This is a genomic window from Rhizobium sp. NZLR1b, assembly GCF_019685155.1.
GTDB lineage: Bacteria > Pseudomonadota > Alphaproteobacteria > Rhizobiales > Rhizobiaceae > Rhizobium.
In genome coordinates, this window is sequence record NZ_JABDWC010000002.1 from 134,960 (window position 1) to 158,919 (window position 23,960).

At 61.3% G+C, this 23,960-nt stretch carries 22 protein-coding genes; 7 read left to right on the forward strand and 15 right to left on the reverse strand.

Annotated features, from left to right (window positions below; all coding sequences use genetic code 11):
• Positions 1 to 51 precede the first annotated feature (51 nt).
• From HJB84_RS02915 to bcsN, 5 genes are read right to left on the reverse strand one after another with little or no spacing between them, the layout of a single operon-like run.
• On the reverse strand, positions 52 to 2,436 hold the full coding sequence (locus HJB84_RS02915; RefSeq protein WP_221115239.1) for a cellulose synthase: 2,385 nt from the start codon (positions 2,434 to 2,436) through the stop codon (positions 52 to 54).
• Positions 2,433 to 3,476 (reverse strand): glycosyl hydrolase family 8, encoded by a 1,044-nt coding sequence (locus HJB84_RS02920; protein WP_207583746.1) that lies wholly within the window; start codon positions 3,474 to 3,476, stop codon positions 2,433 to 2,435. The genes HJB84_RS02915 and HJB84_RS02920 overlap by 4 nt, the downstream gene beginning before the upstream one ends.
• Positions 3,473 to 5,971, reverse strand: a complete 2,499-nt coding sequence (locus tag HJB84_RS02925; RefSeq protein ID WP_221115240.1) for a cellulose biosynthesis cyclic di-GMP-binding regulatory protein BcsB — start codon at positions 5,969 to 5,971, stop codon at positions 3,473 to 3,475. Before HJB84_RS02925 ends, HJB84_RS02920 begins: the two co-directional genes overlap by 4 nt.
• Complete coding sequence (gene bcsA, locus HJB84_RS02930; RefSeq protein WP_207583744.1) at positions 5,968 to 8,160, reverse strand: UDP-forming cellulose synthase catalytic subunit; 2,193 nt, start codon at positions 8,158 to 8,160, stop codon at positions 5,968 to 5,970. Before bcsA ends, HJB84_RS02925 begins: the two co-directional genes overlap by 4 nt.
• 57 nt (positions 8,161 to 8,217) lie before the next feature.
• The gene (gene bcsN / locus HJB84_RS02935; protein WP_221115241.1) at positions 8,218 to 9,201 is read right to left on the reverse strand and encodes a cellulose biosynthesis protein BcsN; all 984 of its coding nucleotides are present in this window, start codon (positions 9,199 to 9,201) and stop codon (positions 8,218 to 8,220) included.
• Between the two features lie 325 nt (positions 9,202 to 9,526).
• On the opposite strand from bcsN, the gene HJB84_RS02940 reads away from it, so the two are divergent.
• The gene (locus HJB84_RS02940; RefSeq protein WP_207583742.1) at positions 9,527 to 9,841 is read left to right on the forward strand and encodes a DUF1236 domain-containing protein; all 315 of its coding nucleotides are present in this window, start codon (positions 9,527 to 9,529) and stop codon (positions 9,839 to 9,841) included.
• An 87-nt stretch (positions 9,842 to 9,928) separates the two neighbouring features.
• Here HJB84_RS02940 and HJB84_RS02945 read toward each other — a convergent pair whose 3' ends face one another.
• Complete coding sequence (locus tag HJB84_RS02945; RefSeq protein WP_221115242.1) at positions 9,929 to 11,575, reverse strand: ATP-binding protein; 1,647 nt, start codon at positions 11,573 to 11,575, stop codon at positions 9,929 to 9,931.
• Between the two features lie 268 nt (positions 11,576 to 11,843).
• Here HJB84_RS02945 and HJB84_RS02950 point away from each other — a divergent pair, with 268 nt between their 5' ends.
• Complete coding sequence (locus HJB84_RS02950) at positions 11,844 to 12,191, forward strand: response regulator (RefSeq protein ID WP_207583740.1); 348 nt, start codon at positions 11,844 to 11,846, stop codon at positions 12,189 to 12,191.
• A gap of 69 nt (positions 12,192 to 12,260) precedes the next feature.
• Here HJB84_RS02950 and HJB84_RS02955 read toward each other — a convergent pair whose 3' ends face one another.
• The 6 genes from HJB84_RS02955 to HJB84_RS02980 form a co-directional block, all read right to left on the reverse strand.
• Positions 12,261 to 12,800 carry a MerR family transcriptional regulator gene (locus tag HJB84_RS02955; protein ID WP_207583739.1) on the reverse strand — a complete coding sequence of 180 codons (540 nt, stop codon included), beginning with the start codon at positions 12,798 to 12,800 and terminating at the stop codon, positions 12,261 to 12,263.
• A gap of 149 nt (positions 12,801 to 12,949) precedes the next feature.
• The gene (locus tag HJB84_RS02960; protein ID WP_003574027.1) at positions 12,950 to 13,288 is read right to left on the reverse strand and encodes an integration host factor subunit alpha; all 339 of its coding nucleotides are present in this window, start codon (positions 13,286 to 13,288) and stop codon (positions 12,950 to 12,952) included.
• A 105-nt stretch (positions 13,289 to 13,393) separates the two neighbouring features.
• The gene (locus HJB84_RS02965; RefSeq protein ID WP_207584282.1) at positions 13,394 to 14,365 is read right to left on the reverse strand and encodes a beta-ketoacyl-ACP synthase III; all 972 of its coding nucleotides are present in this window, start codon (positions 14,363 to 14,365) and stop codon (positions 13,394 to 13,396) included.
• A 20-nt stretch (positions 14,366 to 14,385) separates the two neighbouring features.
• Positions 14,386 to 15,432, reverse strand: a complete 1,047-nt coding sequence (plsX, locus tag HJB84_RS02970; protein ID WP_164008837.1) for a phosphate acyltransferase PlsX — start codon at positions 15,430 to 15,432, stop codon at positions 14,386 to 14,388.
• A gap of 98 nt (positions 15,433 to 15,530) precedes the next feature.
• Positions 15,531 to 16,085 carry a DUF177 domain-containing protein gene (locus HJB84_RS02975; RefSeq protein ID WP_207583738.1) on the reverse strand — a complete coding sequence of 185 codons (555 nt, stop codon included), beginning with the start codon at positions 16,083 to 16,085 and terminating at the stop codon, positions 15,531 to 15,533.
• Between the two features lie 11 nt (positions 16,086 to 16,096).
• Positions 16,097 to 16,768 carry a ubiquinol-cytochrome C chaperone family protein gene (locus tag HJB84_RS02980; protein WP_207583737.1) on the reverse strand — a complete coding sequence of 224 codons (672 nt, stop codon included), beginning with the start codon at positions 16,766 to 16,768 and terminating at the stop codon, positions 16,097 to 16,099.
• A 137-nt stretch (positions 16,769 to 16,905) separates the two neighbouring features.
• Between HJB84_RS02980 and HJB84_RS02985 the strand changes: the two genes are divergently transcribed.
• Positions 16,906 to 17,439, forward strand: coding sequence for an outer membrane protein assembly factor BamE (locus HJB84_RS02985; RefSeq protein WP_207583736.1), 534 nt, complete (start codon positions 16,906 to 16,908; stop codon positions 17,437 to 17,439).
• Between the two features lie 129 nt (positions 17,440 to 17,568).
• On the opposite strand, the gene HJB84_RS02990 is transcribed toward HJB84_RS02985, so the two are convergent.
• From HJB84_RS02990 to ribH, 3 genes are all read right to left on the reverse strand, one after another.
• The gene (locus HJB84_RS02990; RefSeq protein WP_207583735.1) at positions 17,569 to 19,707 is read right to left on the reverse strand and encodes a sodium-translocating pyrophosphatase; all 2,139 of its coding nucleotides are present in this window, start codon (positions 19,705 to 19,707) and stop codon (positions 17,569 to 17,571) included.
• Positions 19,708 to 19,906: 199 nt separating this feature from the next.
• On the reverse strand, positions 19,907 to 20,389 hold the full coding sequence (gene nusB, locus HJB84_RS02995) for a transcription antitermination factor NusB (RefSeq protein WP_207583734.1): 483 nt from the start codon (positions 20,387 to 20,389) through the stop codon (positions 19,907 to 19,909).
• Positions 20,390 to 20,392: 3 nt separating this feature from the next.
• Positions 20,393 to 20,848 carry a 6,7-dimethyl-8-ribityllumazine synthase gene (ribH, locus tag HJB84_RS03000; protein WP_003574043.1) on the reverse strand — a complete coding sequence of 152 codons (456 nt, stop codon included), beginning with the start codon at positions 20,846 to 20,848 and terminating at the stop codon, positions 20,393 to 20,395.
• A gap of 346 nt (positions 20,849 to 21,194) precedes the next feature.
• Between ribH and HJB84_RS03005 the strand changes: the two genes are divergently transcribed.
• From HJB84_RS03005 to HJB84_RS03020, 4 genes are all read left to right on the forward strand, one after another.
• The gene (locus HJB84_RS03005) at positions 21,195 to 21,554 is read left to right on the forward strand and encodes a hypothetical protein (protein WP_207583733.1); all 360 of its coding nucleotides are present in this window, start codon (positions 21,195 to 21,197) and stop codon (positions 21,552 to 21,554) included.
• Between the two features lie 154 nt (positions 21,555 to 21,708).
• Positions 21,709 to 22,227 carry a cupin domain-containing protein gene (locus HJB84_RS03010; protein ID WP_207583732.1) on the forward strand — a complete coding sequence of 173 codons (519 nt, stop codon included), beginning with the start codon at positions 21,709 to 21,711 and terminating at the stop codon, positions 22,225 to 22,227.
• A 10-nt stretch (positions 22,228 to 22,237) separates the two neighbouring features.
• Positions 22,238 to 22,753: a GNAT family N-acetyltransferase gene (locus tag HJB84_RS03015; protein WP_207583731.1), complete on the forward strand. Its 516-nt coding sequence runs from the start codon at positions 22,238 to 22,240 to the stop codon at positions 22,751 to 22,753.
• A 243-nt stretch (positions 22,754 to 22,996) separates the two neighbouring features.
• Positions 22,997 to 23,803 (forward strand): hypothetical protein, encoded by an 807-nt coding sequence (locus tag HJB84_RS03020; protein WP_221115243.1) that lies wholly within the window; start codon positions 22,997 to 22,999, stop codon positions 23,801 to 23,803.
• Positions 23,804 to 23,960 lie beyond the last annotated feature (157 nt).

Here is a 23,960-nt window from a genome sequence, read left to right on the forward strand (position 1 = left end):
GGGGGCGGCCCCCAAGCAGGCGAGTAGCGGAGAGCGGTGGCGGCGTCAACGTCAGTCGTTGACTTCGGGATGGGTGACGCTGCGAACGTCGGCCAGACCACGGGTGGCGTCGCGGTTGCCGGTCGCGGCGGCGGCTTCGAAGATACGCGTCGCGTCGCCGTACATTTTCAAATTGAAATAGCTGTAGCCGCGCAAGACCATCAGGTCGATGCGCTCCTGCTGCAGCTGGGCGCGCTGATCGAGATAGATGAGGGTTTCGCGATAACGCCCGGCGTCGAAGGCCGAAAGCGCACGGTCGGCGAGGATCGCCACCTGAAGCTCGGCGGCGCGCTGGCGGTTCTGCGGCGCCTTGGTGGCAGCAACGGCGGCATTGCTGGAGAGGCCGGCACGCAGATAGGCAAGGCTCTGGCCATAGGCTGCGTCTTCACGGTCCTTGCGGATCGGGCTCTGCAGTGCGATCTCGAAGGCGGAGATCGCCTCCATCGGTCGGTCGATATCCATCAGGCACCAGCCGCGCGACAGCGCGTTTGCCGGGCTGAGCTGCCCTGCATCTACAGTCGTCGAGCAGCCGCGTGGCTGGCGCGCACCGCGCTCAACGGTCACCGTCTGCATCGCCGGCCTCGCCGTGCGAACGGCGACCTCCGGCCCGGGCTGCTGTGCCGCCGGCCGCTCGGCCGAAAGCGGCTCGGCTGCAGCCGGGCGCTGCGTCGGCTGAACCGGCTGCTGCGGGGCAAGCTTTGCCTGCCCGGGCTGCGTGCCGCCGTTCGGGGTCAGCGACGAGGTGTCTTCGAGATTGGTGATCCGGGTCGACCGGCCGGCCCAGGCATGCTGGATGTCGAGCACGCCCTTGCGGTCGTTCAGCTGGTCGCGGGTGACGACGAGGCCATAGGCGGATGGCTCGTCATCGGGTTTCCAGGCAAGCGCGGTTTCGAACCAGCGTGCGGCGGTCTGGAACTGGTTGAGCGAGCGGGCATACCAGCCGAACTGCTGCGCCGTCGGCACATATTTCCGGGCAATGACCTCGGCGGCGATGCGATGCAGCACATCTTCGGCGAGATCGGCCGGCGGCTGCAACGCGATCAGGTTGGCGGTGGCGGCCAGATAGGTTGCTGTCGCATCATCGGAATCGGCGCGCCAGCGGAACATCACATCCTCGGCCTCCTGAGGCGCCTTGCGGGCGATCAGCGCCAGCGCCAGCCCTTGCGAAGCGGCGGCCGTATCCTCCTTGGCACGGGCGGCGCGGAACCACTTCTCTGCATCGGCATCATTGTTGCGGCGAAGCTGGTGCCAGCCGAGCAGCAGCGCATCCGACGCAAGCCCCTCAGTTCCGGCGAGCTTTTCGACACGGGCGACGTAATCGGGCGTGATGGCGAGCTTCGGATCGTCATTGCCTTCGGCCATGAAGCGTCGGGCGAGATTGTCGCGGATCGCGTCGAACTCCCTGCTGCCGTCGTTCGCAGGGCTTTCGAGCGCGAGCAGCGCCTGCATTGGCTGGTAGGCAAGCAATGTCGAGGCCTTTTCGACGGTCGCCAGCCGTTCGGCCGGATTGGCGCAGCTCTTCAGGATGTAAGTATAGGCGTCCTGGCCGCGCTGCACCCTCTCCGTCTGGACGAAGGCTTCGGCGACACGCCAGAGGACGTCGACCTCGCTGCAGGTGAGCAGGCTCGGGGTTGCCGCAGCGATATCGACCACCGTCGCATATTGCTTGAGGTCGGAAGCGTTGACGAGGCGGGCGCGGCCCTCGGCCACGTCGAGCCGGTCGAGCAGATCGGCCGGCGGCTGCCATCCGGCATCGGTGGCCTGACGGTCGGCGACCGCCTTGCGCAGCTCGGCGTAACGGCCATCGGAATAAAGCTGCCACATGGCCTCGAGCTGTTTGTCGCCATTCTGCGGCACGGCGAGCGGATCGGCCGGCGGAACCCAGGTCGGGTAGAGTGCCTGAAGTCGGGAGATCTCGGCCTGCAGGCGCACCTTGTCGCCGCGGCTGGCGAAATAACGAAGCGCACTTTCATCGACGGCAGGCGGCGACGGCGCGGCGGCCTGCTGCGCCGCCGGCGGCGCGGACACGATGGCGGGCGCGACCGGCGCGAGCTGAGCGGCCGGCTGAGGCGTAGCAGGTTGAGGCGTGGCAGGTTGGGACGCCGCAGGCTGCGGTGCTGCAGGCTGCTGCGCGACGGCATTCGGATCGGGCATATCCGATGCCAATGGCGGCGAAGACGTGATCGCCTCGATCTTGTCGGCGACGAGCTGCGCGTTGAATTCGGAATTGCCGGCAACCTCGGTCGGCTTGATGCGGCCCATCATCATCAGCTCCGGCGCCGGCCTGCCGGCAGAACCAAGGCCGAACCTTTCCTGCAGAGCGGCACGGTCCTTCAGTCCGGTGACGACGGTCGCCACCATCACTGCCGCTGAGACCGCCACGAGAGAAGACTTCACAGACACTCCGGATGCTTCTCCCCGATATAGGCCAGCCCGAGAAGTTGAAGGGTGGACGGATAATAGAGTGCGGGCGCAAACTGCAGCGCCGAACCCGGCAGCTTGGTCCCATCGACAACACAGGCCACAACATCGTTAACAATTCGATAACCGGGGTCCGGCAACACAGTCTTCGGCCGGCCGGTGGTCAGATCGATGGTGGCGGGAACGCCGTCTTGCGACATCCCCTTTTGCAAGCGGATGAGCAGCGCCTTGTCGGGGATGCCGCCACGCGCGAGATAGAGCGGGATGCGGATGGCATTATAGCCGAATTCGGCGTCGAACCCCTCTGCCGGCCGCGGCTTATCGTGCAGGCTCACCCATTCGGCGGGAAGCTTGCGCGGGCCGAACTGCATCGTCTTCAACAGCTCCACGCCGTCGTCCGACAGTTTTTTCCAGGCATCCGACGGAGCGAGCGCGGCCATCACCGGGATGGCCTCATAAATCCAGTAGGACGGGTTGACGACGGGGCCGTCGTCACGGTCGCTGCCGGTAAAACCTTCGGTCCCGGGCATCAGCAAGGTGCGACCCTCCGAGCTGGCGACGGTTTCGGCAAGCAGCGCCTGCGCCATACGGGAGGCGGCGAGGATATAGTCTTCACGCTTCCATGCCGTGCCGGCCAGCGCCAGCGCATAGGCGATCAACATGTCGCCGTCCGTGGCATTGTTGGTGTCGGTCACGTGCGGCTTGACGCTCGGATCCCATTTCCAAACCGCCAGCCCGTCGTCGCGCAGCAGCAGCTCGGTGCGGGTAAAATACCAGATCTGCTCGAAATCGGCGGGGCTTGCCGAGAGGTAAGCGAGCAGCAGGCCGTAGCCCTGGCCTTCGCTGTGGCTGATATTGCCATTGCCGTTATCGACGATGCGGCCGGTCGGATCGAGAAACTTCGCCTTGTAGGCCGACCATGCGCCGGCATTGATCATCGCCTGCTGCGCGACGACGGACGGGCTCGGTGCGAGCGCGACCGTTGCTGCCAGCAGGAGCGCGCGCCACCCTCTCATTTCGACCGGCCCAGTCTTTTGAGCATTCTCGACGTCGTAAGGCCGATCAACAGCAGGAAGATGACCAGCAGGAAGGCGTAGGAGAGGATATTCGTCGATAGCCAGTTGGCGGCGATCAGGCGGTAGTTGGCGATCGACCAGGGCATCGACGGCACGAAATCGAAACGGGTGACAGGCAGCGTCTCGATCTTGCCCGTCTTGCTCGAATAGGTGGTGATGTGGCCTGATATCTGCGGCCAGTTCAGCTGCGCGGTCAGAACCTCGAGCCCTTCACGCAAATCCTTCGCCGACGGCGCCGCCACCACGGTCCATGAGCCCGTTCCCGCGGGGCTGGAGCCCTGGGCAACCAGCAGCGTCGCGACGTTTGGCGGCGTAAAGATTTCCTCGGCGCCGGGCACAAACTGCAGCGAATTGCGGGAGATGTCGAAATTACGCGACAGCCACTCACGAAAGGCCGTGATACGGTTGTGCAGGAGACCGCCGCTGACCTTGGAATTCCACTCCTCGAAAGCCGTGCCGGTATCGACGGCGCCCGTCTGCGCGTCCGTCACGGGACGCCAGGAGGCTTGGCTGGCGGTGGAGATATTGGCCTGCGACAGCGCGGTTGCCGGCATTTGCGAGATGGAGCCGATGAAGATGGCATCGCGATCGCCGATCGTATTCGGCGAGGCGACGCTTTCGACAGCGATCGGATGGCCGGCAGTGATCGCCATCTGGCCAAGCAGGGTTGCGGCGGCCGAAAGCGTGTCGGCATCGATGCGGTCGATGAACAGCGGCGTCGGCTCGGTAGCCCGGCCATAGGGATAGGCGGTGCCGGCCATGGCGGCCAGATTCGGCCGCTGACCGACGCGGGCAAAATCCGGAATGTGCAGCTCGGAGGTATCGAACAGGGCAAAGCGCGGATTGGCAGCGGCGGTGGCGCCCGGTGCGCAAGCCGCATCGTCCTTGGTCATCAGGATCGCCTCGATCGCCACTGAATTGAGACCGGGCTTGAAGTGCCGCATCGTCACGCGGATCGGCAGATGACGCAGAATGCCGCCGGTGGTCGTGGTGATCGGCACGGTGGAGGCGATGTTGTCATTGACGTAGATATCGATGTGGCTGCCGGGCAGCACGTTATCGGTATAGGCGGCGTCGAGCAGCACCTTCGCCTCGCCATAGGCATTGGCATAAAAGTCAGCCGGCACGGCGATATTGAAGCTGGTCCGCAACCGCCGGCCGGAGAATTCGGTGGTCTTCACACCGAGCTGAGACAGAGCGATGCTCGTGTCGGAAAAAACCAGCGGCGCGTTCGGCGCGCTCCAGCGCTCGGTGGTCAGCACGTCGCGGCGAACATCTGCAGACCTGTCCGTCGGCGAAACGATGATATCGATCGCCGAGGAAACCGCCTGCCAGGAGGGGCCGCTGATCAGAAGCACCGGCGAGCCGCTGTGCGGATCGGTGACGAAGGCGGCGAGTGCAGCGCTTTCGGCGCCGGGCGGCAGGCCGGGAAAGAGCGGCCGCAGTTCCGCCGCGGTGCCGACGAGCACGCTGAGCTTACCCGGTCCACCGGCCGGAAGCGAAGCGGTGCTGAAGGCAAAGATCTGGTTCGGCATGCTGCTCAGCACCGAGAGGCCCTGCGCCAGCCGTAGCAGCGGCTTGGTGCTTCCCGGCTGCTCCAGCGCCGGGACGACGATATCGAACTCGGTCTTGCCGGCGCCGTCGACACCGATGGCGCGGATCGCGTCGGCGCTCGCCGACTCTGCGGCATCGCTGCCGGCAAAGCTCAGATAGGTTCCGGCCGGATCGACATTCGACCACAATTCATAGGTGGACTGGATGCTGCAATCGGTGCGGTGGCGCTGAGCGGCTTCGAAGGTGACGAGATTGGCGCCCGGCTGCAGCAGACCGGGCGGAACCTCGAAAGTCACTTTCAACGAACCGTCCGCCGAGCCGATGCGCTGCTGGCCGATCGGGCGGTTATTGAGATAGACGGTCAGCGCCGAGGCCTCAGGGGCAACGACGATCGAATTCTGGTAGGCGAAGGTGAAGCTCGCCTTGGCGGCCGCCTGTTCCGGCGTCAGATAGACGGTCCATGACCGCCGGTCATATTCGCCGCCGAGGCCCAGTTTCGAAAAGGGCACGACATAGCGGCGGACATCGCCGGAGCGCGGAGGCAGAGCGGCATTTGCCGCCGCGGCCGGCTGGGGCGCCGGCACCGTCGGCTGCGGCGGAACGGCGATCGCCGGGGGGACGGGTGCAGGCACAGGAGCAGGAGCAGCCTGGGTTGCGGGTGCCGGTGGTACGGACACCGGTGGCGTGACGGGAACCGGCGCGGCCGCTGCGGGCACGGCCGTTGCCGGCTGGGTCGCTGCCGGCGGGGTCGGCGATGTCAATCTCGGGGTAACGGCGGCACCGGGCGGCCGCTCGCCGGACATGTCGAAGGGTGCCGTCTGCGCCTGGGCGAAGGCGGAGGCATTCAGCAGCAAAAGCGAGGCGGCGACGATCATTCTCATCCGGCGTTGACCTTTGCCGCCTGCTGCTGGGCTTCCCGCTCCGGCCGCATGCTGCGGAAGAAGTAAACGAGGCCGCGGCTCGTCTGGTAGAACGACAGGCCGAGAAACCAGATAGTGCCGCGGATCAGGCCCGGATTGCGGCGGCGCGAGGCCTGAAACTCGGTCCACTGGCCGGAATTGGCAAACATCAGGTCGGCGATCAGGCGATGATCGAGGGCGCTTTTCGGCACGTACTGGCAGCCGACATTGCTGATGTCACCCGACGGCTCGATATTGCGAACGATGAGCGGCAGAGTCTCCAGATCCGCGCCGCTATAGGGCCGGAAGCGGATTTCGCCGACGGCACCGACGAGCATGTCGTCGAGATTCTTGTTGAAGATATGAAGCCTTGCGCCGTGAACGGAGACGTCCTCGATCGAGGCCGTATACCACTTGCCGTTGGCGCCGAATTCGCAGCGCCGGTTGACGCGGACGCGGCGGGATAGGGCGCGCTCGCCGCGCTCCGACACAACACCGAGCGCGCAGCCGGCCATGATCAGGTTGATGAGATTCCAGCCGCCGACGACCAGCGTGACGTCGGCCTTATAGGGCTCGGCGTAAATCCTGTAGATGGTAATGATGAGCGCGACGATCTGCACCGCAAAGATGACGAAAAACGGACGGCTGATCTCCGACAGGCGGCTGACGGCGATCGATTCGTCCTTGGCAGTAACCTTGAAGGTCGGCTTCCTCGGATTGAGCATGACGGAGATGACTGCCGGCAGCAGATGCACGGTCTGGACATATTCGTAGAGTTCCGAAATCCATGGCCAGCGGAACGACCCGTAAAGGTAGTTCTGCATCATCAGATTCACGAGCATATAGGCCAGCGTATAGGCAAGGAACTCGCCGCCGGAGGCGGTGAAGATTTCCAGATCGAAGAACAGATAGAAGAGCGGCGCAAACAGGAAGATCGTCCGCGGGAACGGGAAGAGCCAAAAAAGCGTGGAGGACATGTAGCAGAGGCGCTGCGGGATCGACAGGCCTCGCTTCAGCAGCGGAAAGCGGAAGCGCAGGATCTGCATCATGCCCTGCGCCCAGCGGCTGCGCTGGCCGATGAAGCTCGCGAAAGTGGCCGGCTGCAGGCCGGCGATCAGCGGCTTGTCGACATAGATGCTGTTCCAGCCAGCGCCGTGGAGCGCCAGTGCCGTCTCGCAATCTTCAGTGATGCTGATGCCGGAAAAGCCGTTCTGGGAGTCGAGCGCCCTGCGGCTCAGGACCGCGGCCGAGCCGCAGAAGAAGGCGGCGTTCCATTTATCGAGGCCGCGCTGGATGATGCCGTAGAACATTTCGTTCTCGCTCGGCATCTTGTCGAAGGTGCGCAGGTTGCGTTCCAGCGGATCGGGATTGATGAAGAAGTGCGGGGTCTGGACAAGGAAGAGCTTCGGGTCGTCCTCGAAATAGCCGACGGTCTCGAGCAGGAAATCGCGGGCGGGCGCGTGGTCGGCATCGAAGACGGCGATGAGTTCGCCGGTCGAGTGTTTCATGCCGTTGTTGAGATTGCCGGCCTTGGCGTGCTCGTTTCGGTCGCGCGTGAGATAGCTGACGTCGAGGTCCTCGCAGAGCTTCTTCAGCTCGATATGGCGGGCGGCGGCGGCCTGGGCTTCGAGCAGCTTGCCGGAATTGCGCTTCTGCAGGGTGCCGCCATCGTCGAGCAGCCAGACATGCAGCTTCTCGGCCGGATAATCCATGGCCTTGGCGGCAGCCAGCGTGTTTCCGAGAAGCCCAGCATCCTCGTTGTAGGATGGCACAAAGACATCGACATGCGGCAAACGCCCGGGATTGGCGGCACGCGAGGGGCGTGACGGCAGCGGCGTCGCGACGATGAACAGGCTGAGCGCCAGCATGGCAACGCTGTACATTTCGGCAAGATAGAGCAGCAGGCCGGGAATGAAGTTCTCGGGCTGGTTCAGAGGCGGCAGCGTATTGGTGGTGCGCCAGTAGACATAGCGCAGCACGATCGACGTGCCGAAGGCGAGCGCCACCAGGCGCCACGTCCCCTCACCCTTCAAAATCTTGATCAGCGCCATGACGGTCACGACGGTGATGCTGGTGATCAGCTGGGTCTGCAAGTTGACCGGCAGCGTGATCAGCACGATCATGCAGAGCGAAACCACGGCCCAGATGATGACACTGCGGGCTTTGCGCATCGACGTTCCTTCGAAATTGCTCAACCGGCGCACCGTCGGGCGCGCCGGGCATGCTGATTATCTCCGGCAGGCGGCCGTCATGGCCGCGTCGCCTATACAGTCTGGCGACGGCACGGTGACGCCGATCGCCCTTGCAGTTTGTCCAGCTTGTTCGTCCGGCGCGGCTGCCGCATCCGGCGTTATCCTCGCCTGAGGCGCCTCACCCGGCAGCGGCACGCGCGGGCCGATGGGCGCCGGCATCGGTGCGGCGCCTTGCGCCGGTGGCAAAGCGCTGCGGGCCGGAACTGCCCGCGGCCGGCTGACAATGGCAGGCGCCGGCTCATAGCCGATCGGTATCGGGCTGGCGCGATAGCCGCCCTCGTCAGGATAAATCGGCGCGCCGGTGCGTCCGAGCGCAACATCGGCCGGCGGCGGATTGCCGTAAGGGTTCCAGATCACCCCGTCGAAAGTGCCCGATATGGTATAGCCATAGACGATGCCGAGCAGCTGACGTTCGCTGGCGTTCGCATCGCAGAGACGCAGGCGCAGCTGGATCATGCCGAAATTGCGCGCCTGAGTATTGGCGGCCGCACTCGAGCGGATCTGCTGCCAGGCAAAGATGCAGCTGTCGCCGCCACGGCTGCGGCCGGAGGCATAACCGAAGGGTCCATAGGCGTTCTGCAGGAAGGTCGCCGACGTCGCCATCGGCACACCGGGGGCCGAACGCGCCACCTCGCGGCTAATGCCGCTCTCGTTGATCATGCTGTAGCCGGCATTGCCGGTGCCGGGATTGGCCCCGGACGCGCCAAAAAACTGGACATTCAGGAAGTTCTGGCCTGGCACGGAGGATGAGGTAAACAGCGAGATCGTCTGCTCGACGCCATTGCCACGCTTACGCTCGACGACGCTGACGATCGACGGGCCGCCCGGCGGTGGCAGGACCAGCGCCTTTTCAGGCGCCACGGTCTCCGGTCCGGAGGGCTGGCGCACACCGCCCGTCGACGTGCAGCCGGCCATCATGCCCGCCACAGCCACCAGCGATATCGTCTTCCGCAAACGCATGTCTCGAGCCGCCGCAATCGTCTTTCCAGATATCCATTCGCAAGCCGAAACGCGACGGACCTTCGAATCAACGACCAACCGGCCGTTCACAGGGTATAAATCGCCAACATGGTTAACGAAGAGTAAAGAACCCGCCGCAGGTGCCGCTGAACGAACTCGCATTGAACGTGATTCGAACAGCTCAACCGTATGGTGCATAAATTTATTTAGCAACAACTGAATTGCCGAGATTGCGCCTGCTTCCCCACTCGCGAAGGCAACACGGGAACTATGCCGCATGGGCGGCGTTGCGTTGATGTCTCAGGTTGAACAAGGAGAACATTCCATGCGCAAGATCATGCTGGCTGCGGCCGCCATGCTGACCATCGGCTCCGCCGCCTTCGCGCAGAGCACCGTCATCGTCACCGATCCCGCAGCGACCGGCTCCGTCGTGTTGCCGGGCGAGGTGCGCACCTATGTGATGGAGCAAAACACGCCATCCGTCGTCTATGAAGGCGATATCGCCGTCGGTGCGACGCTGCCCGATACCGTGGAAGTGCACACCGTGCCGGATATGGACGGCTACGGCTATACGGTCGTCAATGAGCGGCGTGTCATCGTCGAGCCGAAGACGCACCGTGTGATCCAGGTGCTGGAATAAAGCGATCGGCAATAGTGGTGCGGTTGCCTAGAACAGGATGATTTTAGGCCCGGTGGGCCTAACTTTCGGCATCATACTCTGGCGGCTTCACGTCCGCTCGCCTTCCGTCCTTGCCGGCGCATTCAGGAGTTCGCGGATCTTGTGGGCGAGTTGCTCCAGGCTGAAGGGCTTGGCGAGCAAGGAGACGCCGTGATCGAGCACCCCGTTATGAACGATGGCATTGCGGGTATAGCCCGTTGTGTAGAGTATCCGGATCGCCGGCCATTTTTTCTGGACGATATCGGCCAGCTGGCGTCCGGTCATTTGCGGCATGACGATATCGGTAAAGACCAGGTCGACTTCCCGATTTTCTTCCAGAACGAGAAGCGCTTCCATCCCGCTTGCCGCCTGCAACACGGTGTAACCGAGTTCATGCAGGCTTTCGGCGGTCATGGTGCGGACGTTCTCATCATCCTCCACCACCAGGATCGTATCGTTGACGCTGCCCTGGGGGATAGGCTGGGCGCCGGCCGCAGTCAACCGAGCTTCGGTCGCCCCGACACGACGCGGAAGATAGATCTTCACCGTCGTGCCCCTGTCGATCTCTGAATAGATCTTGATGTGGCCGCCACTCTGCTTGATGTAGCCGTAAACTTGGCTGAGGCCGAGACCGGTGCCCTTGCCGGGTCCCTTGGTGGTGTAGAACGGATCGAACGCCCGCTCGATTACATCAGGCGACATGCCAGTGCCGGTGTCGGTCATGCTGATCATCACATATTGGCCGGCCTCGACCTCCGAATGCATCCGGGAATATCGCTCATCGAGTTCGGTATTGGCGGTCTCGATCGTCAGATGTCCGCCGCCAGGCATGGCGTCGCGGGCGTTGACGGCAAGGTTCAGAATAGCGTTCTCAAGCTGACTCAGATCGGCAAAACTCGGCCAGAGGCCGCCGGCAAGCACGGTCTCGATCCGGATCTTCTCGCCGAGTGTACGGCGCAGCAGCTCCGACATGCCGCCGACCAGTTTGTTGAGGTCGATCACCTCAGGGGCGAGCGGCTGCTGGCGCGAGAAAGCGAGAAGACGGGCGGTCAGTACCGCGGCCCTCTGGGCGCCGTCTTTGGCATTCTGGATCGAATGCAGCATGCGGGGGTCCTCGCTTCCGGTGAGGCGCCGCTGGGCAAGATCGAGGTTGCCGATGATGATCGCCAGCATGTTGTTGAAATCGTGGGCGACCCCGCCTGTCAGCTGACCGATCGTCTCCATCTTCTGCAGCTGGCGCACCTGCGCCTGAGCGGCTGCGTTTTCTTCCATCTCGTGCCGGAGCTCGGCGGTGCGCTGGACCACCGTGTGTTCGAGGCGCGTGTTGAAACTGTTGAGCTCACTGCGGAGGCGGCTCTGCCGGCCATGCGCGATAATGATCGTCTCCATTAGGCCGATGATGATCGCGGCATTGACGAGATAGGTTGAGAGACCAACCCATTGGCCGGCGCTGACCGGCCAGAAGATATTGTGCGGCTCGACGAAAAACTGCTGAACGATGAAAGCGGCAAGTATGGCCGCGACAAGGCCCGGCCCTGCGCCGCCTATAAAACTCGCCAGCAATATCGCCGGGAGGAAGCTCAAGAAGGGGAAGCCGGAGAGATAGTCGCTGGCGGCAAGCCTCAGAAGAAAAGTCAGGCCAACGAAGGCAACGGCCAGCGGATATGTATAACCCGGCCTATGACGCAGCCAATCCGTGGCACTCAGCAAATCCATTCCAGATCCCTTCTTACAGCGCCGCGCGTCTTTCAGATGCGCAAAGGAGGCTGTAACTCTTTCATTTTCCGCATGATTTTATCTTTGAATCGATTCGGATTTAAGGAATTATGCAGGAGCCGTTGCGCAAACGGCATCCCAGCTTTTACACATCGAATTTCACCCGGCAATATGTTGATTCTCGCACTGCCGGCCACGACACCTTGACGAGCGGTGCAAGGGGTCCACATATTTCCATGCCCAGCAAGGGGAATGGGTGGATGGGAACATGAAAGACATATTCATCGTCGAAGACGACGCGCTGATTGCAATGTTACTTGAGGACATGCTCGCCGATCTCGGCTACCGGGTTTGCGCCAGTGCGCCCGATCTGGAACGGGCGCTGACAACAGCCAGGGAGACGGAGTTCGACGCTGCAATTCTGGATGTCTCGCTTGCAGGGCAGAGTTCGCTGCCGGTTGCAAAACTGCTCGACGAACGCGGCAAACCCTATATCTACGCGACGGGATATGGCGCCGCCCCTGCTGGCAGCAGCCCAAGCACATTGCCCGTACTGCAAAAACCCTTCCAGCTCAGCGAACTCGAACAGGCGATGAAGCGGCTTACCGAAGCCTAATGCATGTCGCCCGGACGTGGGCTGCGGTTCCGGGTTAACGATGCATAAATGCAAAGAGTTGTTTTCTGGTCAGCGCACCTGATCGAGCAGGCGTTTGCATTCCAGCAGGTCGTAGAGCGCTTCCTGCAGCAATGCCCGGTCTTCCTTGCCGACGCTCGACTTGCCAATCGAGACTTCCTGCTCGTCGTCGCCGGCCACAAAGTTGAAGAAGCGGCGGGTAATCGGCGCCTTGGCACGGCCGACAATCTGGTCTTCATCGGCCATGCCGACGCGCGGTTCACCGGCAATAGCCTCCTGGACGCCCGACGCAAGCGCCTCGACGCTGGCAAGATCGCCGTGGCCGACGGATATGACGAACTTGTTGCCGTTGGTCTTCAAAAGCTTCTGCACGCCCTTGATCGTATAGCCATGATCATAGAGCAAATGCCGGATGCCCTTGAGGAGATCCACATCCTCGGGCCGGTAGTAACGACGGCCACCGCCGCGCTTCATCGGCTTTATCTGGGGAAAACGCGTCTCCCAGAAGCGCAGCACATGCTGCGGCAGATCAAGATCGTCTGCGACTTCGCTGATGGTGCGAAAGGCATCGGGGCTCTTGTCCAACGTCATGCTGCTACGCGACCTCGCGGCTCGATCCTACGGCGACTCATCATATTTCAACGGTTTGGCGCCGACAATTCAAGTCATGTGTCGACGTTGCGCACAACGCAGGACAGTGCGGAGAGAAAAAATGCTGTTTAGAAACGGGAAGCAGATGATCAAGAGGCCGGATTCTGCGGCTTCAGCTTGACCTTGCGAGACACATGCGCCTTGAGGATGCGCGTCTTCAGCACGTTCGACGCCTTGAAGGTCATGACCCGACGCGGGGAAATCGGAACCTCTTCGCCAGTCTTCGGGTTGCGGCCGATCCGCTCGTTCTTGTCGCGCACCTGGAAGGTGGCGAAGGAGGAAAGCTTGACGGTTTCACCACGCACGATGGCGTTGCAAACTTCGTCGATGACGGTTTCCACAAGTTCCGCAGATTCGGTCCGGGAAAGCCCGACCTTTCGGAAAACGGATTCCGCCAGGTCTGCTCGCGTCACTGTTTTTCCGGTCATGGTTTCCCCGCCCACTACAAATATTTTGTGAAATCGCATGAAGAGTATTTGTCTTGCGCCTTACGGTCAAGCTCTTGTTCGCCGCCAGTTTTTTAGGATTCGTGCCTACCAGCGCAGCAGAACGGCGCCCCAGGTGAAGCCGCCGCCCATCGCTTCGAGCATCACCAGGTCGCCCTTCTTGATGCGGCCATCGCCAGCAGCGGTCGCAAGTGCAAGCGGGATCGAGGCCGCCGAGGTATTGCCGTGCAGATCGACTGTGATGACGACCTTCGCCGCATCGATATTCAGCTTCTTGGCCGAACCGTCGATGATGCGCCGATTGGCTTGGTGCGGCACCAGCCAATCGAGGTCATCGGCTGTCGTGCCGGTCGAATCGAAAGCCGCCTGAATGACATCGGTGATCATGCCGACGGCGTATTTGAAGACCTCGCGGCCTTCCATGCGCAGCTTGCCGACGGTGCCCGTCGTCGACGGTCCGCCATCGACATAGAGTTTTTCCTTGTGCGAGCCGTCCGAGCGCAGATGCGCGGTCAGCACGCCGCGATCGGCAACAGTCCCCTCGCCCTCGGTCGCTTCGAGCACGATCGCGCCGGCGCCGTCGCCGAAAAGCACGCAGGTGGTGCGGTCGTTCCAGTCGAGAATGCGCGAAAAAGTCTCGGCGCCGATGACGAGAACGCGCTTTGCAAGCCCGCCACGGATATAGGCGTCCGCCGTCGTCACCGCATAGACGAAACCAGTGCAGACGGCCTGGACGTCGAAAGCGAAGCCGTGGCTCATGCCGAGGCGGTTCTGGATATTGACCGAGGTTGCCGGAAAGGTGTTATCCGGCGTCGAGGTGGCACAGATGATGAGATCGATATCATCAGGCGTCAGGCCGCCATTGGCAAGGGCTGCGCGCGCCGCGGCCTCGCCGAGCGACGCCGTCGTCTCGTCATCGCCAGCGAGATAACGCTGGCGGATGCCGGTGCGCTGGACGATCCATTCGTCTGACGTGTCGACGATCGCCTCCATGTCACCATTGGTCATCACGCGCTTCGGAAGTGCGGCTCCGAACCCGCGAACCACTGAACGGATCATAGTCGATTGAACCCCATTGCTCATGCAGCTTCCGGGCCCATGGGGGGCAGCCGCTTGGCATGATATTTCTTAAGATCGTTTTCTATTTTCTGATTGAGGCCGTTCTTGGCCATGTCGTAGCCGACTTCGATGGCCGCGGCGATGCCTTCGGCATTCGCCCCGCCATGGCTCTTGATGACGATGCCGTTCAGGCCGAGAAACACGCCGCCATTGACCTTGCTCGGATCGAGCTTCTCGCGGAGCATGTCGAAGGCGCTTTTGGCGAAGAGGTAGCCAATGCGGGCGAGCAGCGTGCGCGACATGGCGGCACGCAGATATTCACCGATCTGCTTGGCGGTGCCTTCAGCGGTCTTCAGAGCGATATTGCCGGAAAACCCTTCGGTGACGACGACGTCGACCGTGCCCTTGCCAAGGTCGTTGCCCTCGACAAAGCCGGAATATTCAAGCGAATCGATGTTTGCCTCGCGCAACAGCCGACCGGCTTCCTTGACCTCTTCCTGGCCTTTCATTTCCTCGACGCCGACGTTCAGAAGGCCGACCGTAGGACGTTCGACCTCGAACAGCGCCCGCGCCATGGCGCCGCCCATCAGAGCAAAATCCATCAGTTGCTGGGCATCGGCGCCGATCGTCGCACCGACGTCGAGCACGATGCTCTCCCCTTTAAGCGTCGGCCAGATCGCGGCGATCGCAGGGCGCTCGATATTGGCCATCGTGCGCAGACAGAACTTCGCCATCGCCATCAGCGCCCCGGTATTGCCGGCCGAGACCGCAACATCGGCCTCCCCCGTCTTCACCGCCTCGATCGAGCGCCACATGGTGGAGATGTAGCGGCCGCGGCGAAGCGCCTGGCTCGGCTTCTCCTCCATGCTGACGGCAAGCTCGCAATCGTGAAAGAGCGATTTTTCCCTAAGCTTCGGAAACTTGGCGAGAACCGGATCGCACTGTTCCTTGAGACCGTAGAAAACGAAGGAAATATCCGGATGCCGATCCAACGCCTTGGCGGCGCCGGGAATGACAACCTGGGGACCAAAGTCGCCACCCATGAGGTCGAGAGATATTCTGATCACGCGTCCCTGATCCTTCTTTTCGCCGATGGCGAAATTTCGGCCAAAATACCGGTTTTGGCGTCGCTTACAACTGAATTATGTCAAATGCCAGAGACGCTTCAGTCCTTTTTCCAATCCTTGAGGGCAGCGAAAGCCGAGGGCTTTTTGTCGTCTTCGCCGCCATCCTCGATATGGCCGTCGAATTCGATGTCCTTCTTGCGCGGATAGGGATCGATCGCCAGAGCGGCAAATTCGACAACCAACTCGCCGGCATCGATCGTATCGCCGACAAAGGTCTCGGGCAGATCAGGGCCGTCCGGATCGAGCAACATCTCGCCGGCGTCATTACCGGCCTGGCGGGCAAGCTTGGAGCCGTCCGGCACGAAGATCTGCTCGAAGCTCTCGTCGATGGCGGATTCGACCGGTTCCAGCGTAATGACGCAGGACTGGACGAGCTTCGCCTTTACGCGGCCCTTGATGCGCACGCCGTCGCGTTTCCAGCGGGCGATCTGCAGGTCGGCGCTGAGATTGTCGACCGAGACAATGTTCCAGGTCTCGGCAAGCCCCTTCAGTTCCTTGGCGTCTGCCTCGACGTGGACCTCGACGGGGTTGGCCGAGATATGGCCGACCTTGACGTGATAGGAGAAGGGAACATCGTCCCGATTGTTCTTCATCGTTTCCTCCTTCAATCGACCGGTGGCCAAGTGACCGGTGGGGTGGCGACCGGTGGGAGCGCTGCCGAACCGGTGGCGATCTCCTCTTCGGCAATGGCGGACAAATGCGCTTCCGCGGCGATCATCCACCCGGCGAGGCCGGACATATCGGCCGGTGCCGAGCTTTCCGGGTAGATATTGCGCGTGAGTGCCCCAGAGAGCGCTTCGGCATCGCCCGTGTCCATCGCCTTCGAATAGGCTTCGAGGCGGCCATAAAACATGCCGGCGAGCTTCTTCATCCGCTTCGGCACGCTGTTGTCGCCGATGCCGAGTTCACGGATCGAATAGTCGATATCCTGGAAGAAAGCGTCGACGATCTCCTGGGCGATCTCCTGGCCGCTGGTGCCGGAAGCACGCGTGCGGCGAAAAAATAGAATCATGACGATCGACAGCATCTCGAAACGGCCCATGACCGTGTCCGGCACATTGAGCCGCTGATAAATCTCAGGCATGCGCGCGGCCGCCGTCAGCGCCGCATATTGCCTGTAGACGATTGCTTGATTGTTGTTTTTCTTACGGAAGAGCCCGAAGATCATTGTTTTTTCCGGAAATGCCTCATTCTTCACGCCGGCTGGCCTCTGGCCTTGTTGCATGATTTCGAAAGCTGGTTTACCGAAGCAGGCGCGAATTGCAATGCCGATCATGGCCAGTTTCGGGACGACGCCTTCGATGCGTCAGCGAAGCGAATTCGGGACATTTGACCCGGAATGGCCACAATGGTTTTGCAGGAGGTAAAGCGTGCAAGGCCCAAAATGGCTGCTATCGATACTCAAGGGAGTAGATGTCGTTGAAGAAACGGTATTTCAAGTCTGACGTGAAATTCTTCAGCAGTGCGGCCATTGCCTTCATAATCGCCTCCACCACCGCTCTTTCCGGTTGCCAGACCAGCACCGTGCTCAATGGCGGATATGTCGCCGACCAGCAGTCGCTGAACCTCGTTCCGGAGGGCTCGAGCCGCGAGCAGGTGCTGCTTTCGCTCGGCACCCCGTCGACGACGGCGACCTTCGACGGTGAAGTCTTCTATTACATTTCGCAGCGACGCACGCGTGCGGTCGCCTTCCAGAAACTGAAAGTCGTCGATCAGAGCGTTCTGGCGGTCTATTTCGACAAGGACGGCGTCGTCAGTCGCCGCGCCAACTATACCCTGCAGGACGGCAAGGTGTTCGACACGGTCGGGCGCGTCACGCCGACCGGCGGCAAGGAACTCACCTTCCTGCAGCAGATGCTCTCCGGCGGCAGTGCCGCGAGCGCTGCCCGCAGCCTGTTCGGCGGTGGCGCCGGCGGTACGCCGCAGAACCCAAGCAGCCTGCGCTGATCGAATACACCTCATACGAAAACCCGCCGGAGCAGCTCCGGCGGGTTTTTTACTTCATAATTCAAGGCGTTACAGCGTTCTTCTCCGTGTCAGGCGCCGCGGCGAACCGCGGTGCCTGCACACGATGGCTCAACCGGCGAGAACGGCGAGCAGCAGCAGCGCAACGATGTTGGTGATCTTGATCGCCGGGTTGACGGCGGGGCCGGCGGTGTCCTTGTAGGGATCGCCGACGGTATCGCCAGTGACCGAGGCCTTGTGCGCATCCGAGCCCTTCATGTGACGCACGCCGTCCTTGTCGACGAAACCATCCTCGAAGCTCTTCTTGGCATTGTCCCAGGCGCCGCCACCCGATGTCATCGAAATGGCGACGAAGAGGCCGTTGATAATGACGCCAAGCAGCGATGCGCCCAGCGCAGCAAAGGCCGAGGCTTTGGAGCCGGAGATGAGAAGAACGCCGAAATAGACGACGATCGGCGCCAGCACCGGCAACAGCGACGGCACGATCATCTCGCGGATGGCGGCCTTGGTCAGAAGGTCGACGGCCCTGCCGTAATCCGGCTTTTCCGTGCCCTCCATGATGCCCGGTTTTTCCTTGAACTGACGGCGAACTTCCTCGACGATCGCACCGGCCGCACGGCCGACGGCGGTCATTGCGATGCCGCCGAAGAGGTAGGGAATGAGACCGCCGAAGATCAATCCCGCCACGACATAGGGGTTGGAAAGATCGAAGGAAATTTCGCCTATGCCGGCGAAATAAGGGAACTTGTCGCCATTCGCCGCAAAATATTTGAGGTCGTAGGAGTAGGCTGCGAAAAGAACCAGTGCGCCGAGGCCGGCGGAACCGATGGCATAACCCTTGGTGACGGCTTTGGTCGTATTGCCGACAGCATCGAGCGCATCCGTGGATTTACGCACTTCCGGCGGCAGATGCGACATTTCGGCGATACCGCCGGCATTGTCCGTCACCGGTCCGAATGCGTCGAGGGCGACGATCATCCCGGCAATACCCAGCATCGCCGTGACCGCAATGCCGGTGCCGAAAAGGCCGCCGAGCTGGTAGGTGGCGAGAATGCCGCCGACGATGACGATCGCCGGCAGTGCCGTCGATTCCAGCGAGACGGCCAGGCCCTGGATGACATTGGTGCCGTGACCGGTGACCGAGGCCTGGGCGATCGAGACGACCGGACGCTTGCCGGTGCCGGTATAATATTCGGTGATCACCACGATCAGCGCGGTGACGACGAGGCCGACGATGCCGCAGAAGAAGAGGTGCGCGCCTGAAATGTCGACGCCGCCGACCGTGCCGAGCGAGCCCCAGCCGACCGTCAGCGAGGTGGCGGCGCCGAGACCGACGATCGACAGCAGGCCGGTGACGATGAGGCCCTTGTAAAGAGCGCCCATGATCGAGCCGTTCGAGCCGAGCTTGACGAAGAAGGTGCCGATGATCGAGGTGATGATGCAGGCACCGCAGATCGCCAGCGGATAGATCATCGCAGACTGGAGGATCGGCGCTCCGGCAAAGAAGATCGAAGCGAGGACCATGGTGGCGACGACGGAAACCGCATAGGTCTCGAAAAGGTCGGCGGCCATCCCGGCGCAGTCGCCGACGTTGTCGCCGACATTGTCGGCAATCGTTGCCGGGTTGCGCGGATCGTCTTCGGGAATGCCGGCTTCCACCTTGCCGACAAGGTCGCCGCCGACATCGGCGCCTTTGGTGAAGATGCCACCACCGAGACGGGCGAAGATCGAGATCAGCGAAGCACCGAAGCCCAGCGCCACCAGCGCATCGACGACTTCGCGCGAGCCGCTCTCATGGCCGAGGCCGAAGGTCAAAATGGTATAGTAGATGGAGACGCCGAGCAGTGCCAGGCCAGCCACCAGCATGCCGGTGATCGCACCAGACTTGAAGGCGATGTCGAGGCCGGCGGAAAGGCTCGCGGAAGCAGCCTGGGCGGTGCGCACATTGGCGCGGACGGAGACGTGCATGCCGATGAAGCCGGCAGCCCCGGAAAGCACAGCGCCGATCAGGAAGCCGATGGCGGCCGTGGCGGAAAGAAGCAGCCAGGCTGCGATGAAAACGACAACGCCAACAAGGGCAATGGTTCTGTACTGGCGCGTCAAATAGGCTTGAGCGCCCTCGCGGATATAGCCCGCGATCTCCTGCATGCGGCTGTTGCCCTGATCGGCGGCAAGCACCGACCGAGTTGCCCAGGCGGCATAGACCACCGAGAGCAGACCGCATGCAATTACGCATAAAAGAATGGTCATTTCGCTCTTTCCTCCCATAGGCCGGAGATCACTCCTTCTCCGGCAAAAACGCCGCCGAATCGCCTTTCCTCTCCACAGAAATGCCACAGCTAAGCGGTGCGGAGATTGCTTGGTCGATTACGTGGCGTCAAGACCGCAACAGGCGAAAAACCGTTGCAGTTCAAAGAAAGAGGCGGGAGATTGTTTGGCGGCTAAGGAGTTATTTCTTCGCCTCGCCGCGGACCTGCTTCGCGATGCGGTCGAGCACGGCGTTGACGAGCTTCGGCTCGTCGTCATCGAAGAAGGCCTGGGCGATCTCGACATATTCGGTGACGATGACCGCCACCGGGACGTCCTTGCGGTCGGTGATCTCGAAGACGCCGGCGCGCAGGATGGCGCGCACGGTGCTGTCGAGACGCGACAAAGCCCAATCATCCTGCAGGGCCGCAGCAATCAGCGGATCAAGATGGGTCTGATCGCGCACGACGCCGGAGACGATCGAACGGAACCAAGCGGCGTCGGCCTTCAGATAGGTCGCGCCGTCGAGTTCCTGGCCAAGACGGTGCGCCTCGTATTCGGCGACGATCTCCAGGACACCAGTGCCGCCGACATCCATTTGATAAAGCGCCTGAACGGCAGCAAGTCGGGCAGCGCCCCGCTGGTTTGCAGTCTTGACCGGCCGTTCCGTCTTGTCGTCGTTCATTCGTTATGCACCCAATTTCTGCTTCAGCTCGATCATGGTCAGAGCTGCGCGAGCGGCAAATCCGCCCTTGTCTTTATCCGAGCGGCGCGCACGCGCCCATGCCTGTTCGTCGTTTTCGACGGTCAGAATGCCGTTGCCGATGGCAAGGGACTCGCTGACCGCAAGATCCATCAAAGCCCGCGAGGATTCATTCGATACGATATCGAAGTGATAGGTCTCGCCGCGGATGACCATGCCAAGCGCGACATAGCCATCATAATGCGTTCCACCATTGTCGTCTCCATCGAGCGACATGGCAATCGCCGCTGGAATTTCCAGTGCGCCGGGAACCGTGACGACCTCAAAGGTGGCGCCGGCCTGTTCCAATGCGAAGGTGGCGCCTTCGAGCAAGGCGTCGGCCATGTCGTCGTAGAAGCGGGCCTCAACGATCAAAATATGGGGAGCGGTCTCTCTCGGCATGGTTCACCTTCGTTTTGCGGGGCGTTTTCCACTCGGCAGGCCGCGGTCAAAACATGCCTTCGCAGGAATGGCAAGCACTTTCGCCCGATGCCGCAACGCCAAAATTGAAATATCAGCAAAGGGATAGCCGCGCCACGGCTGCGTCAGCGGGCAAGCCTTTGAAATCAGCTTTTCCGGATGCCTGGAAGACGGCAATTCAAAGGCCGTATTAATGAACAATTCTTAATGGATTTTCAGTGACTTAACCCATTGAATCGCGAAAGGGACAACGCCAATTCCATGTCGTGACGCAGACGATCCCCTGCAACGACAGTCGACCGTCAAAGCAGATGAAAAGGATACTATCATGAACCGCGTTGTCACCATCACTATCGCCGCCGCCCTCTCCTCCCTCGGATTTGCCGGCGTCAGCCGGGCCGAAAGCCTTGGGATGAACACTGCCCAGGGTATCGAGCAGACACTCAGGAGCTTCCACGGCAACGATTTCAACGTCGAGCAGGTCCATAACTGGCGTAACCTCGACGACGAAACGACCGGTCCGCGCTCGGCGCCGGAACGTTCCGGCCAGGCCGTTCACGGCATCCAGGCCTCGATCGACGCCAACGGGTCGCTTGCCCATCGGCTTAACAATGAAGGCGTCGATGTCCGTAACATCGTCAATGCCGAACAGGCAGCCGACGGAAGCTTGACCTTCTACGTCCGCTGACGCTTCAGAGCATCGTGTCCCATCGGTGCGCGGCGCTCAAAGCATGGGCGGCGGTCTCCTCTCCGCCCATGCCGGGGATTTCCCAGATAGGCCCAAATAAGCATTGAATTATTAGCCGCGATGATGGCTTCTCTCCCTGCAACAGGAGGACATCATGGCGACGGAACCGAACGCGGTGATCAATACCGCCGATCTCAAACTCGACCACTGGAAACAGGGCGAGTTCTATGAAAGCGCCGATACTTCGTTCGGCACGCTTCTCGGCTTGGCCGGTCTCGGTGTCAGCTACAACGAAGTGCCGCCGGGCAAATCGGGCTGCCCCTTCCACAATCACCACGTCGAAGACGAGCTTTTCTATGTGATAGCAGGCGCCGGCGAATACCGCTTCGGCGACGAGCGCCATGCGATCAAGGGGGGAGACGTGCTCGGCGCGCCGGCCGGTGGGCCGGAGACGGCGCACCAGATCATCAATACCGGCACTGTACCGCTCGTTTATCTCGGCATTTCGACGGTGGCGAAGACCGAAATCGTCGAATATCCCGATTCCGGAAAGTTTCTGGCCAAAACCAACAGGGCCAAGACCAACAGCGACGATAGCAACCCCGGGCGCTTCCGCCATATCGGACGGCCGGAGGGCGATCTCGACTATTGGGATGGCGAACCCGGCGCGTGAAGGACCCGATATGACCGACATTCCGACCCTCGAAACGGAACGGCTGACGCTCCGCCCTCACCGCCTCGCCGATTTCGAGATGCATGCAGTGCTATGGGCGGACGAAGACGTCGTCCGCTTCATCAGCGGTGTACCGTCGACGCGAGAGCAGAGCTGGAGCCGCATGCTGCGCCTTGCCGGCATGTGGCACCATATGGGCTTCGGCTTCCTTGCAATCATCGAAAAGGCGAGCGGCCGGTTCATCGGCGAGGCCGGTTTCATGGAATCCCGCCGGGAGATGACGCCGTCGATCGAGGGAACGATGGAGGTCGGCTGGGCTCTGATGCCCTCGGCGCACGGCCGCGGTTATGCCACCGAGGCGCTGACCGCCCTGATCGGCTGGGCGGAGAGTTATTTCCCGGGAAAACCGATGAGCTGCATCGTCAGCCCGGAAAACCAGGCCTCGTTGAGGGTCGCAGCCAAACTCGGTTTTCGCGAGACTACGCGCACGCAGTATAACGGCGAGATCATTCAGTTTTCGCGTTAGGGAATTCCGCCAAACGGGCAGCGCAGCGCGCGCCATTGTGGGCTTGCTGACACTTGCCGATATCGCCAACGGCAACAGCAAGCTCAAGCAAAAGGATGTCGACGACCTCAGCTTGCGGCACCCGACTTCATCCCCGAATGGGTCCTTCGCACCGGCTACGCGCAAGGAACGCGCTTTAGGGTCGCCACAGAGGCAGATACCTTCGCCCCCTTACGCCCCATCCATAAGAGGCTAATTACAAATATGACCATTTACATTGTTTGCCATAAGGATTTGCCGAGCTACCCTCCTCCCGCGGGCTCGAAAATCATATGGCTCAATTCTAAACTTCCTCTGGAAAACAAGGGTATGGACGTCATTGCCGGTTATGATTTTTTCAGTGAGCCGGAGGAGCTTCACGCGAAATTGTCGGGATCGCTTGGAACGATAGTCATTGCAAAAGTCGTTTCGGAAGAATCAGTAAAACCTCGTAACATTACTATCTGGCAGTATCGTAAATTTCTAACGCGACTAAAAATAGGAACACCGAATCCCGAATATCCCGGGATGAATACAACGACGTCAGAAGAGGCAGACATCACAAGACCGGAGAATCCGGCGCTTTTTTCAGAAAGTTTCTTTCTACCTCGGCCGTTAAATCTCCATAACATATCTCAACACTATGCACGCTTTCACAGTATTGTTGACTTTATGAGATATACGGCGCTCTCAATCGAAGCAAACAGTTTAACGCAAGCCGAAGCTTTGCATTTTTTTAATGCCAGCACTTTCGTTCCAGGAGGCATTGAACTCGGCACGTATCCGACGGACTGGTGGCTGGAAACTTTTGTGCGCCTTGTCGCGCCGTCTTTTGAATTTGCGAAACGATATCAACCGTTTCAAGCCGAAGATCCCGTGCAGAAACGTGCGATCTCATTTTGCCAGGAGCGTCTGGGAAGCTATCTTCTCATCAAACGGATAGCCGAACTCTATGGCAATAGCCTACCTGGGTCCTTGTTCGGGGATATCGCTACCGTATCGAATGATGGGGTCTATAAAAGCGGCGTATAAACCGAGCGGCCCAATTCCAAACGTAACATCGCAACTCTTTGCGGCACTGGCAGCAGGAGCGGCTGAGCCAATAAATCTGGCTAGAGAAATTGACTGCGGATCGTCGAGTTCCCACACCCCTCCAGGCTGATCAGCGAAAGTTCTGCGAACAGTGTGG